This is a genomic window from Cellulosimicrobium sp. NPDC055967 (genome assembly GCF_042269845.1).
Taxonomy (GTDB): domain Bacteria; phylum Actinomycetota; class Actinomycetes; order Actinomycetales; family Cellulomonadaceae; genus Cellulosimicrobium.
In genome coordinates this window covers 381,239-396,602 of the sequence record NZ_JBHJYJ010000002.1, presented here as the reverse complement: position 1 = coordinate 396,602, position 15,364 = coordinate 381,239, and the positions used below count along the sequence as shown (strand labels likewise).

Here is a 15,364-nt window from a genome sequence, read left to right as displayed (position 1 = left end):
CGCGGACGTGGGCGTGGTCCGGCCGGGGCCGACCAGCGCCAGGACGACGCGTCAGTCGTCGGTGTCCTGCGTGGCGTCGTCGAGGTCGGCGAGCATGTCCAGCGCGTCGGCGACGACGTCGTCGAGCCCGTGCCGGACGCCGTGCAGGAGCCAGCGGGCGAGCGCGAGCTCGCCGACGAGGAGCGCGCGGTCCACGAGGTTCTTGTCGGTGAGCTCGGTGCGGCGCAGCTGGTACGCCTCCATGATCGAGTCGATCGCCTCGGGCGGCGCGGAGACGAGCAGCCACGCGAGGTCGTCCGCGGGGTCCGCGACGCGCGCGCTCGCCCAGTCCGTCACGGCGACGACGCGGCCGCGCGCGACGAGGACCTGCTCCGGGCCGAGGTCCCCGTGCACGACGACCGGCTGGAACCGCCACAGCGACACGTCCTCGAGCGCCGTCTCCCAACGGCGCAGGAGGGTCGTCGGCACCTTGCCGGTCGCGGCAGCCTCGTCGAGCTCCGCCATCCGCCGGGCGCGGTACTCCTCGACGTCGTACCCGGGCAGCCCCGCGTCGTCGACGATCGTGCGGGGCAGCTCGTGGATCGACGCGAGGACGCGACCGAGGTCGGCGGCGAGCCCGGGTCCGGGGCGCAGCGCGTCGACGTCGAGCGTCGTCCCGTCGAGCGCCGGGTGCACGATCGCGCGACCACCCTCCGGCAGGAGCGCGGTCCCGCTGATGCGGGGCACCGAGAAGGACAGCACGCCGGTGTCGGCGTAGAGCTGGAGCGAGGTGAGCAGCTCCGCCTCCGCCTCGAGGGCGGCCCCGGCCTGGAGGCTGCGCGGGGCGCGCACGGTCCACCGGGCGCCGTCGGCGTCGGTCACGACGGCGGTGTCGTAGTCGCCAGGGTCCTCGACGGCCAGCGCGCTGCGGGCGTCGAGACCCGGCACGGCGGCGGTCGCGAGCGCGGCGAGGGTCAGCGGAGAGCGAGGCACCCGACCACGGTAGTCGCTCCCCGCCCGCCGCCCGGGGCACCCACGCCGGTCGCGTGGCCTACGGTCGGAGGGTGACCACCCCCGCCACCCCGCCGTCGTCGGGCACGCTGCCCGTGACGACCCTCCGCGACCTCCCGCTCCCGCTCGACGGCGCGGTCCTGGACCGCGCGGCCCACCGCCGCGGCGAGCCGGACCTCGTGCGCGTGCTGCGCGGCGAGGCCTCGACGCGCGTCGTGCTCGTCCACCGGGGCCGCCTCGCGCTCGCCGGCCCGGGACCGACGGACGGCGTCGCGCTGCTCGACCCGGCAGACCTGGCCGACGTCGGTGCCGCCGCCGACGAGGACCAGGCGCGCTGGCTCTTCCTCGGCGAGGGGGACGGCACGACATACCTGGCGCTCGTCCTGCCCGACGACGCCGACGCGGAGGAGGTCGACATCGAGGGCGTCGACGCCTCCGACCCGTTCGCCGTGCTCGCGCGCGAGCGGTCGTGGTCGGGGCTGCGCGAGCTCGTCGGCGGGCTCGGCGCGCCGCTCGCGGGTCTCGCGACGGAGGCGGTCGCGCTCGCGGCGTGGCACGCGAACCACACCCGGTGCCCGCGCTGCGGCGGCCGGACGACGGTCGAGAACGGCGGGTGGACGCGGCGCTGCGTGGCGCAGGGCGTGGAGCTGTACCCGCGCACGGACCCGGCCGTCATCATGACGGTCGTGCACGGGGAGGGCGACGACGAGCGGCTGCTGCTGGGCCACGCGGCGCACTGGCCCGAGCGGCGCTTCTCGACGCTCGCCGGGTACGTCGAGCCCGGCGAGTCGCTCGAGAGCGCGGTGCGACGGGAGGTCGCGGAGGAGGCGGGCGTCGTCGTCGGCGAGGTCGCCTACCGCGGGAGCCAGCCCTGGCCGTTCCCGGCGTCGCTCATGCTCGGGTTCGCCGCCCGGGCGCTGACGACCGACCTGCACGTCGACGGCGTCGAGCTCACCGACGCGCGGTGGTTCACGCGCGCCGAGCTCGCCGCCGCGGTGCGCGCGGAGGAGGTGCTGCTCCCGGGCCGCGCGTCGATCGCGCGCTCGCTGGTCGAGGACTGGTTCGGCGACCGCCTCCCCGACGCCTGAGCGCCCCAGCCGTTGTGGGCATGAAAAGGGCCCGGTCCGGACGTCCGAACCGGGCCCATCTCATGCCCACAACGGGGTGGGGTCAGGCGGCGAGGCGCTCCTTGACCTCCGCGAGCGACGGGTTGGTGGCGGCCGAGCCGTCGGGGAAGACGACGGTCGGGACCGTCTGGTTGCCGCCGTTCACCGACTCCACGAACTCCGCCGTGCCGGGCGTCTCCTCGATGTTCACCTCGGTGTAGCCGATGCCCTCGGAGTCGAGCTGCGTCTTCAGGCGGCGGCAGTACCCGCACCAGCTCGTCGAGTACATGACGATCGAGCCGGGGTCGGGAAGGGTCGGGGCGGTGCTCATCGAGGGCTCTCCAGGTGCTGGTCCGGGCGGCGCGTGCCGCGGGCGATCGGTCGTGACGGTAACACCGGCGGCCCGCGCGCTGTTCCCGCCGTGAGGCCGCCCCGGGCCCCGGCAAGCGTCCGGCCGGCGTCCGAGCGAGCCGGCTCCCGCGTGTCGGCGACGCCTGCGAGAATCGCGGGTGATGTCCACGCCACCGGTCTCACGCCCGCCGTCCCTGCGCACCGCCGACGAGATCCTCGACGCGCTCGACCCCGACCAGCGCGACGTCGCGGTCGCGCTGCGCGGCCCGGTCTGCGTGCTCGCGGGCGCGGGGACCGGCAAGACGCGGGCGATCACGCACCGCATCGCCTACGGCGTCCGCACCGGCGTCTACGCCCCGACGAGCGTGCTCGCCGTGACGTTCACCGCGCGGGCCGCGGGAGAGATGCGCACGCGGCTGCGCGAGCTCGGCGCGACGGGCGTCCAGGCGCGGACGTTCCACGCCGCGGCGCTGCGGCAGCTCGGCTACTTCTGGCCCCAGGTCGTCGGCGGGGCGCCGCCGCGCATCCTCGAGCACAAGGCCCCGGTCATCGCCGAGTCGGCGCGCAGGCTCGGCGTCGGCGTCGACCGCGTCGCCGTGCGCGACCTGTCGTCCGAGGTCGAGTGGGCCAAGGTCTCGCTCGTCACCGCGGACGACTACGTCCGGGCGTGCGAGGCGATCGACCGCGAGCCCCCCGCCGGGTACGACCACCAGACGGTCGCGCGCCTCATCACGGCGTACGAGGACGTGAAGACCGAGCGCTCCGTCATCGACTTCGAGGACGTGCTCCTCATGCTCGGCGACATGCTCTCGACGCAGGGCGGGGTCGCGGACGAGGTGCGCCGTCAGTACCGGCACTTCGTCGTCGACGAGTACCAGGACGTCTCGCCGCTCCAGCAGTTCGTCCTCGACCAGTGGCTCGGGGGACGCGAGGAGCTGTGCGTCGTCGGGGACCCGTCGCAGACGATCTACTCGTTCACGGGCGCGACGCCGCACCACCTCCTCACGTTCTCGCGCACGCACCCGGACGCCCAGGTCATCCGGCTCGTGCGCGACTACCGCTCGACGCCGCAGGTCGTGAACCTCGCGAACCAGCTCCTCGCGCGCGCCGGGCGCGCGGGCGGCGCGCACCAGGCGCTCGAGCTCGTCGCCCAGCGGCCCGCCGGCCCGCCGGTCGCGTTCACCACGTACGACGACGACGAGGCGGAGGCCGCCGGCATCGCGCAGCGGATCTCACGGCTCCTCGCCGCGGGGACGCGCGCGAGCGAGATCGCGGTCCTGTACCGGACCAACGCGCAGTCGGAGGCGTTCGAGTCGGCGCTCGCGGACGCGGGGATCGGCTACCTGGTCCGGGGCGGCGAGCGCTTCTTCCAGCGCAAGGAGGTGCGCGACGCGATCGTGCTCCTGCGCGGGGCGGCCCGGTCGGCCGATCCCGACGTCGCGATGCCCGAGACGGTGCGGGACGTCCTCGCCGCCGCCGGGTGGGCCCCGGCACCTCCCGCCGCGCGGGGGGCGGCGCGCGAGCGGTGGGAGTCCACGCAGGCGCTCGTCGCGCTCGCCGACGACGTCGCGGCGCTCGCGGAGGCGGCCGAGGGGCCGGCACCGACGGTCGCGACGTTCGTGGCCGAGCTCGACGAGCGCGCCGCCGCACAGCACGCACCGACGGTGGAGGGCGTGACGCTCGCGTCGCTCCACGCGGCCAAGGGCCTCGAGTGGGACGCGGTGTTCCTCGCGGGCACGAGCGAGGGACTCATGCCGATCTCCCTCGCCGAGACGGACGAGGCGATCGCGGAGGAACGGCGGCTGCTCTACGTGGGCATCACCCGTGCCCGCGAGCACCTGGAGCTGTCCTTCGCCCGGTCGCGGAACCCCGGCGGTCGCGCGACGCGGCGCCGGACCCGGTTCCTCGACGGGCTGTGGCCCGACGAGCCGGGCGCCCACGGCACGCGTCGTCCGCGCTCCGGGCAGGCGAAGCTGCGGCTCACCGGGGAGTACGACCGCGAGCTGTTCGAGAACCTGCGCGAGTGGCGACGCCAGGTCGCGCAGGAGACGGACAAACCCGCGTTCACCGTGCTGGTGGACTCGGCGCTCGCGGCGATCGCGGAGTCCCGGCCCACCAGCACCGCCGCCCTGGCCCGCATCAACGGGCTCGGGCCGGCGAAGATCGAGCGGTACGGCGCGACGATCCTGGAGATCGTGGGCCGCGCGGAGCGGTGACGACGAGCCGTTCCTGGGCCGCGAGGAGGGCCGGGAAAACTCGTCGAAGAAACTCTCGTAAATAAGTTGTGCGTCCTGCGACGCGCGACATATGGTCGACGAGTCCTGATGGAGAGGGGCGCGCCGGGAGGCGGGCCTCGAACGGAGAGAGGGGGTGGGAAAGCTGATGAAGAACCAGATCGCCATGGCGAACCTGCTGGATAACGCGTCCGTCTACACGGGCACGCCAGGAGGGCTCCGTCCGCGTGCAGCCGCGCACCGCGGCGGCACCTTCGTCACCCGCCCCGCTCCCGACTCCGCCTCCAGGACACCTCTGGTCTGACCGACCAGAACCTTCCAGGCCGCGGAGTCCGTCTCGGACCCGTGGCCTTCGTGTTCTCCAGAGCACGTCTGCCGATGAGGATCACCGGTCTCTCCCGTCCTTCCTACGGACGGGGACCGCTGTCCTCAGGTCCTGTGACGACGACGTTCACACCCACGACAGGACATCACTGGAGGACATCGTGCGGCTCACCGCGCTGCTCGACAACATCACTGCCCAGGGCGGATCCGGCCCCTGGGTCCCCCACCAACCGCTGGCCACGCCGCTCGGCGAGCAGGACTCCGCGGAGTTCGACCGTCTGCTCGCGGGCCTGCTGCCCTGCCGCACCAACGACCCGGAGCTCTGGTTCGCCGAGCGGTCCGCCGAGGTCGAGGAGGCCAAGGCCCTGTGCCGCACGTGCCCCCTCGTCGAGGGCTGCCTCGCCGGCGCGATCGAGCGCCGCGAGCCCTGGGGCGTCTGGGGCGGCGAGGTCTTCGTGGACGGCGTCGTCGTCGCGCGCAAGCGCGGCCGCGGCCGCCCGAGCAAGGCCGAGGTGCTCGCCCGCGAGGCGGAGCGCCAGGCGCAGGAGGCGTCGCGCGTCGAGGCCGGGGCGTCAGTCGGCGCCTCGACGGCGGCCTGACATGGTGAGCGACGCCCCGTCCGGGGGCGTGCGCGCCAGCTCGTCGCACCCGCAGCGCGGGTGGCGACCCGTCTCGCGCAGCCGCGGCACCGCATCGGGAGCAGGGATCTCGATGCAGGCCGTGGCTGCGCGGGGCACCAGCCCGTCCAGGGCTGCCAGGACCTGACCGAGCGCGACCGCGGCCGCCGACGCCGCGAGCGACGACTCCTCGGCCGAGCGCACGCCCCGCTCGCGCAGCTGCCGCGCGAGCTGCGGCCAGCACGGGTCGGCATCGGCGTGGTGCAGGTCCACGCACGTCAGGCACGGGTCGAGCCCCGGCCGGACGAACGGTCCGACGACGACGTCGGCCTCGCGCACCACGACCGACAGGTGCGCCACCCCCTCTCCCACGAGCCGCCCGACCCGTTCCGGGTCCGCCGCGCCGTGCTCGACCACGACCACGACGTCCGGCACCCGGCCCGGTGCTCCGGCCGCCCGGTCGTCCGCCAGGACACCTGCACCCGTGCCCGGGCGCGCGCCCGCGCCGGTGCCCGCGGTGACCACGACCCCGGGCGCCACGTCCTCGACGAGCCGCCGCACCGCGGTCTCGCGGGGCGTCCCGACGTCGCGCAGCCGGTACGCGCCCACCCCGACGTCCGTGGCGAGGACCGTGCCGTGGTCCTCCAGGACGACCGTGCCGACCCCGGCCGTCGCGAGGTGCACGGCGAGCGCGGCACCGACCCGTCCCAGCCCGACGACGGCGACGGTCGCGCGGGCGCGGGACGCGAGGACCCGGTGACCCGCGCCGTCGGGCCGCAGCGCCGAGAGCACGCCCACGTCCGCCGCGCCGTTCGCCGGGGCGGGCGAGACGGGCCGTCGCCGGCGGGCAGGGACGAGCAGGTGCGCATCCTCGAGGAGCCGGACGAGCGCGGCCCGGCGGGCGGGCGGCGCGGGCGGCCCGGCCTCGTGCCCGTCGCCCTGCCGGGCGGCTGGCGACGCGAGCGCGCGCAGCCACTCCTCCTCGCCGGGCTCGAGCCCGGCGAGCCGGACCGACCACCGTGGGTCGGTGCCGACCTGCACCTCGCCCGGGGCGCGCCGCAGCAGCGGGGCCTCGGGCCGTAGCACGCGTCGTCGCTGCACGTGTCCTCCGCGGGTCGTGGGGCCGGCGGCGCGGTCGGCCGCCCGCCGGTCAGCGTGGCACGGGAGCGACCCCCGACCCGAGTTGTCCACAGGAAGACCTCGACGGCGGTTCCGAGGCGGTTCCTTGACCGGGAGCACAGCTGCTCGCGACGTCTGCCCGACCCGTCGGCGCGGAAATCCGCGCCGCGCGGCGTGGGCCCCTGCCTTTTCGTGGCGAGAACCACTACGGTCTGAGCGTGGTCCGGGAGACGATCGTGGAGGTTCGGCGCAGCCGCCGACGCAAGAGCACGGTGAGCGCCTACCGCGACGGCGAGCGCACCATCGTCGCGATCCCGGCGCGCTTCACCCGCGCGCAGGAGCGGGAGTGGGTCCAGCGCATGCTCGACCGCCTGGCCGACTCCGAGCGGCGGCGACGCCCCTCCGACGACGAGCTCGAGCGTCGCGCCGTCGAGCTGTCCGAGAAGTACCTCGACGGCCGCGCGCGCCCGACGAGCGTGCGCTGGTCCGGGAACCAGGACCGGCGGTGGGGGTCGTGCACCCTCATCGACGGGACGATCCGTATCTCGACCCGCGTGCGGGGGATGCCCTCGTGGGTGCTCGACTACGTGCTGCTGCACGAGCTCGCGCACCTGCTCCACGCCGGCCACGGCCCGGGGTTCTGGAAGCTGCTCGAGTCGTACCCGCGGACCGACCGGGCGCGCGGCTTCCTGGAGGGCTTCTCGTTCGCGCGGGACGCGGAGCTCGAGCCCGGTGGCGACGAGTCCGACGCCCCCGGGGAGGATGCCGGGCTCGCGGCCGGAGGGTCGTCGGGCGCCTCCTGACGGACGGCGCCGAGGCTCAGCGCGTGCCGCCGCCCGCGTCGGTCGGCCCGTCGTCGGTCGCGTCGTCCGTCGTCGCGTCGTCCGCCGTGCCGGTCGAGGGCTGGGCGCCGCCCGTCCCCTCGGCGGCGCGGAAGATCTCCTCGAGCGCGCGGTCGACGTCGGCCTCCTCGATGCGGGTGACGGCCCGCCGGCTCTCGTAGCCCGCGGGGTCGTCGAGGTCCGTCGCGTCGGGCAGGAGGTCGGGGTGGTCCCAGACGCCGTCGCGCGCGCTCGCCCCGGACTGCGCGGCGATGAGCGCCCACAGGGCCGCCGCGTCGCGCGAGCGCCGGGGGCGCAGCTCCAGGCCGACCAGGGTCGCGAACGTGTGCTCGGCGGGGCCGCCCGCCGCGCGCCGGCGTCGCAGCATCTCGCGCAGCGGGACCGCGTGCGGCAGGTGGGGGAGGGCAGCGGCGGCCGTCACCTCGTCGACCCAGCCCTCGACGAGCGCGAGCGTCGTCTCGAGCCGCAGGAGGGTGGCCTGCTGCTCGGGCGTGTTCTGGAGCCCGAAGACGCCGCCGGACAGGGCGCGCTGGAGGGCGTCCGTGTCGGTGAGGTCGACGTCGGAGAGCTGCGACTCGAGCGCGGACAGGTCGATGGTGATGCCGCGCGCGTACGCGTCGACCAGGCTGCGCAGGTGGCCGCGCAGCCACGAGACGTGCGTGAAGAGGCGCGCGTGGGCCGCCTCGCGGAGCGCGAGGAACAGGCGGACCTCGTCCGCGGGGGCGTCCAGCCCCGCGGCGAACGCCTCGACGTTCGTCGGCAGGAGGACCGTCCCGGGCTGGTCGAGCAGCGGCAGCCCGACGTCGGTGGCCCCGAAGACCTCGCGCGACAGCGTCCCCGCCGCCTGGCCCACCTGCATGCCGAAGACGGCTGCACCGAGGCGCTGCATGAGCGCCGCGGGGTCGCCCGGCATCCCGAGCGCGCCGGCGGGGAGCCCGGGCACCTGGCCCGGGAGCGTGAAGCCGACGCCGGGCAGCGCCGACGGGTCGTCGCCGAGTCCCTCCGGGAGCTGGTCGCGCAGGACCGTCGCGAGCGCGTCGGCGACGGACGCCGCGACGGGCGCGACGAGCTCGTTCCACGCGGGGAGCGTGTGCTCGACCCACTCGGACCGGCTCCAGGCCTGGGCGCGTCCGCCGGACGGCGGGAGGTCGGTGACGGCGTCGAGCCACAGCTCGGCGACGGACAGCGACTCCGTCACGGCGCGCTGCTGCGCCGCCGTGACGGAGGGGTCGCCCTCGGCCACGGCGACCTGGCGCGCGACGTCGTGCGAGACGTCCGTGTTCACCGGGCCGTCGCTCGGCGTCGACAGCAGGCGCTGGACCTGCGCGAGGACGTGCTGGAACAGCTGGGGGTCCGCCGCGCCCCCGGCGGCGAGCGCCTGGGGGTCGAGGCCGCGGGCGCGCAGCTCGCGCAGCGCCTCGTCCGCGTCGGGTCCGAGCATCGAGCGGAGCAGCTCCTCGAACCGCGGGTCGAAGGGCGTGTCGTCGTCGCCCGGTCCGGGCGTGCGGTCGGGGGGAAGGCTGCTCATCGCGACTCCTCACGGTAGCGTCGGTGATCACCGTAACCACGATCGACCGCCGAGAACGGGGGCTGGGCCATGTCCGAGGGCCGGGTTCGCTCACGGCGCAGCGACGCGGTCCCCGCCGGGGGGCAGCCCCCGGGCGACCCGGGGGAGGCCCCCCGGTCCGAGCCCGTGAGGCCGCCGGGAGACCCCGTCGTGGTCGTCGGCGTCGGGCAGGTCGCCGGCGCGGTGCGTCGCGGGCTGGGCGCGGCGGACGCGTCGCCCGTGGACGCCGAGGGGTGGCCCGCCGGCGCACGCCGGCTCGTCGTGGTCGCCCCGGCGGGGGAGTTCGGGGCGCCGCGCGCGAAGACCGACGCCGAGCAGCGCGCCCGGCTGGCGCTCCTCGGGCGGCGCGCGGGCGAGGCCGCGGTCTCCGCGGGGATCGAGCACGTCGTCGCCGTGACGTCGGCCGCGGTGCACGGGGCCGCGCCCGGCCGGGCGGTGATCGAGGACGACGACCCGGTCGCCGTCGACGACGGGCCCGGCTTCGCGGGGGACGTGGCCGCGTTCGAGGACGCGCTGCGCGAGGCGCTGGGCGGGGTGCCGTTGGGGCTCGTGCGGCCGACCGTCGTCGTCGGGCCGGGGATCGACACGCTCCTGACGCGGCACTTCGAGGCCCCGCGCCTGCTCACGGTCCGCGGCGGGGAGCGCACGTGGCACCTCGTGCACGTCGAGGACGTCGTCGCGGCGGTCCGCGTCGCGCTCGACGGCGGCCTCGTCGGCGGGCTGACGGCCGGCCCGCTGCGGGACGGGCTGCCCGACGCGCTGGACTCCGAGACGGTGGCGGCCGCGGCCGGGCTGCGCACGGTGCAGCTCCCGCCCGCGACCGCGTTCGGCGCCGCGGAGCGGCTGCACCGGGTGGGGGTGCTGCCGTCGCCGGCGAGCGACCTCGCGTTCGTCGTGCACCCCTGGTCGGTCGCGGCCGGGCGCCTGCACGACGCCGGGTGGTCGCCGGCCTGGTCGGGCGCGGCGGCGCTGGAGGTGCTGCTCGCGGAGGTGCGCGGCCGGGTGGGCGTCGCGGGGCTCCGGTTCGGAGGTCGTGACGCGGCGGCCCTCGGCGCCGCGGGCGCGGCGGTCGCGGTCCTGGGGACCGCGGCGGTCTGGCGGCAGGCGCGGTCGCGCCGTCCCTGACCGTCCGCCGTCGGGCCGCGGTCGGGGGCCCCTGCGGCGCGCGGGCGCGGTCGGCAGGGAGATCCCAGCATCCTCGGGGATGATGTCCCGGTGAGCGACGCCCCCTCCTTCGACGCCCTCCTCACGGAGGACGAGCACGTCCCGCCGCCGGTGACCCGGCGGTCCCTGACGTTCGGCATCTCCCTGCTCGCGACGACGCTGCTCGTCGCGGGCCTCGCGATCCTGCCCGCGCCCTACGCGGTGCGGTCGCCAGGGCCCACGGAGGACACGCTCGGCGAGCAGGACGGCACGCCGCTCATCTCCATCACGGGTGCCGAGACGTTCGACTCGACGGGGGAGCTGCGCCTGACGACGGTCTCCGTCGCGGGCGGCCCCGGTTATCCGGTGAACCTCGGCCAGGTCGTGCAGGGCTGGTTCGACCGGTCGCGCAGCGTGCGCCCCGTCGAGGAGGTCTTCCCGACCGGGCGCACCAAGGAGGAGACGGAGCAGCAGGGGCAGGCCGAGATGATCTCCTCGCAGGAGAACGCGACGGTCGCGGCGCTCACCGAGCTCGGGTACGAGGTGCCGGCGACGCTCACGGTCGAGGCGGCGGTCCCGGACAGCGGGTCGGACGGGGTCGTCGAGCCGGGCGACGTCATCGTCGCGCTCGACGGCGCACCGGTCCCGACGTACCAGGACCTCATCGACGGGCTGGCCGCCGTCGACCCGGGCGCCGACGTGACGCTCGGCGTCCTGCGCGACGGCGCGGAGACCGACCTCACGGTGACGACGACCGACGGCGGCGACACCGCGCTGCTCGGCGTGTTCATCGACCCGACGTTCGACTTCCCCGTCGACGTGTCGATCCAGATCGAGGACATCGGCGGCCCGAGCGCCGGGACGATGTTCGCGCTCGGCATCGTCGACCAGCTCACGCCCGAGGACGAGGCGAACGGCGTCGTCATCGCGGGGACCGGCACCATGAGCGTCGAGGGCGACGTCGGGCCGATCGGCGGCATCCAGCAGAAGCTGTACGGCGCCCTGCGCGACGGCGCGACGTGGTTCCTCGCGCCGCAGGCCAACTGCCCGGAGGTCGTGGGCAACGTGCCCGACGGCCTGCACGTCGCGGCGGTCTCGACGCTGGCCGACGCCCGCGCGGCCATGGAGGCGATCGGCGCGGGCGAGGGCGACTCGCTCGCGACGTGCGAGGCGCGTTGACGACGACCGCTCGCGTCAGTCCTCGAGCGTCGCGCGCAGCGCGGTGACGAGGCCCGGGACGAGGTCGGGGCCGCCCGCGACGTCCGTGGCCGAGTCGTGCGCGCGCGACCGGACGGCGCACCAGGCCGGACCGTCCCGCAGCACCCCGACGGCGAGGCGCACGTCCTGCCGGTCCGGGTGCGACGTGAGGTAGGCGAGCGCCGCGTCCGGGTCCTCGGGCACGCCCTCCTCGGCGGCCGGGGGCAGGACGATCCGCTCGACGACGAGCGCGGCGCCGTCGACCGTCGCGGGCCAGGCCACGCGCGCGAGCCCGTCCTCGAGGTCGCCGTTCACGGCGAAGCCCTCCTGCTCGATCGAGAGCAGGTGGTGCGGGTCCGCGGTGGCCGCGGCGACGACGTCGGGCGGCAGGCGGTCCGCGAGCGTCGGGTCCGCCGCGAGCGCGCCGGCCGTCGCGACGAGCGCGAAGAGCCGCGGCGAGGCGTCCCAGCCGGCGTCCGCCGCGTGCACCTCGATCTCGTGGACGGCGAGCGCGAGGGCGTGCTGCGGCGTCGGGCCGCCGGGCGCGACCGGGTCGGGGCCGGGTGCGGGGAGGGCGGAGGGGGCTGCGTCGTCAGGCTGGGGCATGCCCCCATCGTCCCCCATCGCGCGCCGACGGGCGGTGGACGGCGGCCACCGACCGTGCCGTGCCCCACGGGGCCGCGGACCGTGGGAACCTTGGGGGAGGACCGGGCGTTGACCCCGGTGCACGCCCGAGCCACGACCGAAGAGGTATACCCACCGTGTCATTCGCCGCAGCGCCCCGCCGGCCGTCCTCCGGGGGGCGGCCCGCCCGGCGCCGGAGCCCGATCGGGATCGCGATCGCCGTCGTCGGCGCCCTCGTGGTCCTCCTGCTCCTGCTCGCCCAGTTCTGGACCGAGGTGCTGTGGTTCCGGCAGCTCGACTTCGCGAACGTCCTGTGGACGCAGTGGGGCGCGCGCATCGCCCTCTTCGTCGGCGGGTTCCTCGTGATGGGCGGTCTCGTCTTCCTGTCGTTCTCGATCGCGTACCGGTCGCGGCCGATCTACGCGCCCTCGACGCCCGAGCAGGCGACGCTCGACCAGTACCGCGAGGCGATCGAGCCGCTGCGCAAGGTCGTCATGATCGTCGCGCCCGCGCTCGTCGGCTTCTTCGCCGGCGCGGCGGCGGCGTCGCAGTGGCAGACCGTCCTGCTGGCGCTGAACTCGGTGCCGTTCGGCACGACGGACCCGCAGTGGGGCATCGACCTGTCGTTCTACGTCTTCACGCTGCCCGCGCTCCGGTTCGTCGTGAGCTTCCTCATGGCGGTCGTCATCATCGCGGGCATCGCGGCGGTCGCGACGCACTACCTGTACGGCGGGCTGCGCATCGGCGGCGGCTCCGACGCGGGCCCGCGCACGACGACGGCCGCGCGCGTCCAGCTCTCGGTGACCGCCGCGCTCCTCCTGGTCCTCATCGGGGCCAACTACTGGCTCGACCGGTACTCGATCCTCACCTCGGGCGGCGCCAAGTTCGACGGTGCGTCGTACGCGGACGTGCACGCGGTGATCCCCTCGAAGGCGATCCTCACGGTCGTCGCCCTGTTCGTCGCGGCGCTGTTCGTCGTGACCGCGGTGCGGGGCAACTGGCGCCTCCCGGCGATCGGCGTCGGTCTGATGGTCGTGTCGGCCATCGCCATCGGCGGCATCTACCCGAGCGTCGTCCAGCGCTTCCAGGTCACGCCGAACGCGCAGGACTTCGAGGAGGAGTACATCCAGCGCAACATCGACGCGACCAAGGCTGCGTACGGGATCGACCAGGTCGAGACCGAGCAGTACAACGCGAAGACCGAGGCGGAGGCGGGCGCGCTGCGCGAGGACGCCGACACCACGGCGTCGATCCGCCTGCTCGACCCGGAGATCGTCAGCCCGTCGTTCAGCCAGCTCCAGCAGAACAAGCAGTACTACCAGTTCTCGAGCTCGCTGTCGGTCGACCGGTACACGATCGACGACGAGAGCCGCGACACGGTCATCGCGGTGCGCGAGCTCAACCAGGACGGCCTGGGCGCCGACCAGCGCAACTGGGTCAACGACCACACGGTGTACACGCACGGCTTCGGCGTCGTCGCCGCGTACGGCAACCAGATCGGCCCCGACGGCCGCCCCGCGTTCTACGAGGGCTCGATCCCGTCGACGGGCGCGTTCACCGACGCGGGCGGCTACGAGCCGCGCATCTACTTCTCGCCGGAGGCGCCGCAGTACTCGATCGTCGGTGCCCCCGAGGGCCGCGACGCGTGGGAGCTCGACTACCCCGTCGACGACGAGGGCGGCCAGGTCAACAACACCTTCCCGACGCAGGACATCGAGGCGGGCCCGAGCGTCGGGTCGTTCATGAACAAGGTGCTGTACGCGCTGAAGTTCGGCTCCGAGCAGATCCTGTTCTCCGACCGCGTCACGGAGGAGTCGCAGATCCTCTACGACCGCAGCCCGCGCGACCGTGTCGCGAAGGTCGCCCCGTACCTCACGCTCGACGGGCGCGTGTACCCGGCGGTCGTGGACGGCCGGGTCAAGTGGATCGTGGACGGCTACACGACGTCGAACGCGTACCCGTACTCGACGTCCGAGTCGCTCGAGGACTCCACGCGCGACTCGCTCGTCGCGGCGAACTCCGTGGAGGCGCTCGCGCCGCAGCAGGTGAACTACATCCGCAACTCGGTCAAGGCGACCGTGGACGCGTACGACGGGTCCGTCGACCTGTACGCGTGGGATGCGGAGGACCCGGTGCTCCAGGCGTGGACCCAGGTCTTCCCGACCTCGGTCCAGCCGATCTCGGAGATCTCCGGCGACCTCATGAGCCACCTGCGCTACCCCGAGGACCTGTTCAAGGTGCAGCGCACGCTGCTCGCGAGCTACCACGTGGACGACGCCAACGAGTTCTTCTCGGGCCAGGACTTCTGGCGCAGCCCGGAGGACCCGACGGCGAGCGGCCAGGTCAAGCCGCTGCAGCCGCCGTACTACCTCACGCTCCAGATGCCGAGCCAGGACGCCCCGACGTTCTCGCTCATGTCGACGTACATCCCGGGTGGTGGCTCGGACCGCAACATCCTCACGGGCTTCCTCGCGGTGGACGCCGAGCCGGGCAACGAGGCGGGGGTGCGGTCGGAGGACTACGGCACGCTGCGTCTCCTCGAGCTGCCGCGCAACGCGACGGTGCCCGGACCGGGCCAGGTGCAGAACAACTTCAACACCGACCCGACGGCCGCCGACGGCCTGCTGGCGCTGCGGCGCGGTGACTCGACGGTCATCAACGGCAACCTCCTCACGCTCCCCGTGGGCGGCGGTCTGCTGTACGTCCAGCCGGTCTACGTGCAGTCGACCGAGGGCACGCGGTTCCCGCTGCTGCGCAAGGTCCTCGTGTCCTTCGGCGACGAGATCGGGTTCGCCGACACGCTCGACGAGGCGCTGGACCAGGTGTTCGGCGGCGACTCGGGTGCGAACGCGGGAGACGCCGACGGCGGGGTCGAGACCGAGGTCCCGGACCAGCCGGCCGACGGCGAGAGCGCCGACCCGGGGACGACCGACCCGGGCACGGAGCCTCCCGCGACCGAGGAGCCGGCGCCGCCGGCCGACGGCGGCACGGTCGACGGCGGTGCGCGCGCCGAGCTCGACCAGGCGCTGCGCCAGGCGCAGCAGGCCATCGAGGACGGTCAGGCGGCGCTCGCGGAGGGCGACTTCGCCGCGTACGGCGAGGCGCAGGACCGGCTGCAGCAGGCGCTCGAGGCGGCGCTCGCCGCGGAGCAGTCGCTCGACACCGAGTCGTCGGCGGGCTGACGAGGCCCTCGCGCCGGCGCGACGCACGACGGGCGGGTCGGGACACCTTCGGGGGTCCCGGCCCGCCC

Annotated in this window: 13 protein-coding genes; 8 read left to right on the top strand and 5 right to left on the bottom strand. The window is 75.2% G+C overall.

Annotation, left to right across the window (positions count from 1 at the left end; all coding sequences use genetic code 11):
- Positions 1-51 precede the first annotated feature (51 nt).
- On the bottom strand, positions 52-972 hold the full coding sequence (locus ACFC2L_RS04575) for a phosphotransferase (protein WP_375823114.1): 921 nt from the start codon (positions 970-972) through the stop codon (positions 52-54).
- Positions 973-1,043: 71 nt separating this feature from the next.
- On the opposite strand from ACFC2L_RS04575, the gene nudC reads away from it, so the two are divergent.
- Entirely contained in the window at positions 1,044-2,078 is a 1,035-nt protein-coding gene (gene nudC / locus ACFC2L_RS04570) for an NAD(+) diphosphatase (RefSeq protein WP_375823113.1), read from the top strand.
- Positions 2,079-2,160: 82 nt separating this feature from the next.
- Here the strand turns inward: nudC and ACFC2L_RS04565 are convergent, their stop codons facing one another.
- On the bottom strand, positions 2,161-2,427 hold the full coding sequence (locus ACFC2L_RS04565; RefSeq protein WP_375823112.1) for a mycoredoxin: 267 nt from the start codon (positions 2,425-2,427) through the stop codon (positions 2,161-2,163).
- Between the two features lie 181 nt (positions 2,428-2,608).
- Between ACFC2L_RS04565 and ACFC2L_RS04560 the strand changes: the two genes are divergently transcribed.
- From ACFC2L_RS04560 to ACFC2L_RS04550, 3 genes are all read left to right on the top strand, one after another.
- A complete protein-coding gene (locus ACFC2L_RS04560; protein ID WP_375823111.1) occupies positions 2,609-4,663 on the top strand; it encodes an ATP-dependent helicase in 2,055 nt (684 codons plus the stop codon).
- A 166-nt stretch (positions 4,664-4,829) separates the two neighbouring features.
- Positions 4,830-4,985, top strand: a complete 156-nt coding sequence (locus ACFC2L_RS04555) for a hypothetical protein (RefSeq protein ID WP_375823110.1) — start codon at positions 4,830-4,832, stop codon at positions 4,983-4,985.
- A 181-nt stretch (positions 4,986-5,166) separates the two neighbouring features.
- Complete coding sequence (locus ACFC2L_RS04550) at positions 5,167-5,604, top strand: WhiB family transcriptional regulator (protein ID WP_374614382.1); 438 nt, start codon at positions 5,167-5,169, stop codon at positions 5,602-5,604.
- Here ACFC2L_RS04550 and ACFC2L_RS04545 read toward each other — a convergent pair.
- Positions 5,578-6,723: a ThiF family adenylyltransferase gene (locus ACFC2L_RS04545; protein ID WP_375823109.1), complete on the bottom strand. Its 1,146-nt coding sequence runs from the start codon at positions 6,721-6,723 to the stop codon at positions 5,578-5,580. The two genes, ACFC2L_RS04550 and ACFC2L_RS04545, sit on opposite strands and share 27 nt — an antisense overlap.
- 236 nt (positions 6,724-6,959) lie before the next feature.
- Between ACFC2L_RS04545 and ACFC2L_RS04540 the strand changes: the two genes are divergently transcribed.
- Positions 6,960-7,544 (top strand): YgjP-like metallopeptidase domain-containing protein, encoded by a 585-nt coding sequence (locus tag ACFC2L_RS04540; RefSeq protein WP_375823108.1) that lies wholly within the window; start codon positions 6,960-6,962, stop codon positions 7,542-7,544.
- Between the two features lie 16 nt (positions 7,545-7,560).
- Here the strand turns inward: ACFC2L_RS04540 and ACFC2L_RS04535 are convergent, their stop codons facing one another.
- The gene (locus ACFC2L_RS04535) at positions 7,561-9,111 is read right to left on the bottom strand and encodes a zinc-dependent metalloprotease (protein WP_375823107.1); all 1,551 of its coding nucleotides are present in this window, start codon (positions 9,109-9,111) and stop codon (positions 7,561-7,563) included.
- A gap of 165 nt (positions 9,112-9,276) precedes the next feature.
- On the opposite strand from ACFC2L_RS04535, the gene ACFC2L_RS04530 reads away from it, so the two are divergent.
- Positions 9,277-10,275, top strand: coding sequence for an NAD-dependent epimerase/dehydratase family protein (locus ACFC2L_RS04530; RefSeq protein WP_375823106.1), 999 nt, complete (start codon positions 9,277-9,279; stop codon positions 10,273-10,275).
- A gap of 90 nt (positions 10,276-10,365) precedes the next feature.
- The gene (locus ACFC2L_RS04525) at positions 10,366-11,472 is read left to right on the top strand and encodes a PDZ domain-containing protein (protein WP_375823105.1); all 1,107 of its coding nucleotides are present in this window, start codon (positions 10,366-10,368) and stop codon (positions 11,470-11,472) included.
- A 15-nt stretch (positions 11,473-11,487) separates the two neighbouring features.
- Here the strand turns inward: ACFC2L_RS04525 and ACFC2L_RS04520 are convergent, their stop codons facing one another.
- Positions 11,488-12,096 (bottom strand): PPA1309 family protein, encoded by a 609-nt coding sequence (locus tag ACFC2L_RS04520; protein WP_375823104.1) that lies wholly within the window; start codon positions 12,094-12,096, stop codon positions 11,488-11,490.
- 155 nt (positions 12,097-12,251) lie between these two features.
- Between ACFC2L_RS04520 and ACFC2L_RS04515 the strand changes: the two genes are divergently transcribed.
- On the top strand, positions 12,252-15,296 hold the full coding sequence (locus ACFC2L_RS04515; protein ID WP_375823103.1) for a UPF0182 family protein: 3,045 nt from the start codon (positions 12,252-12,254) through the stop codon (positions 15,294-15,296).
- Positions 15,297-15,364 lie beyond the last annotated feature (68 nt).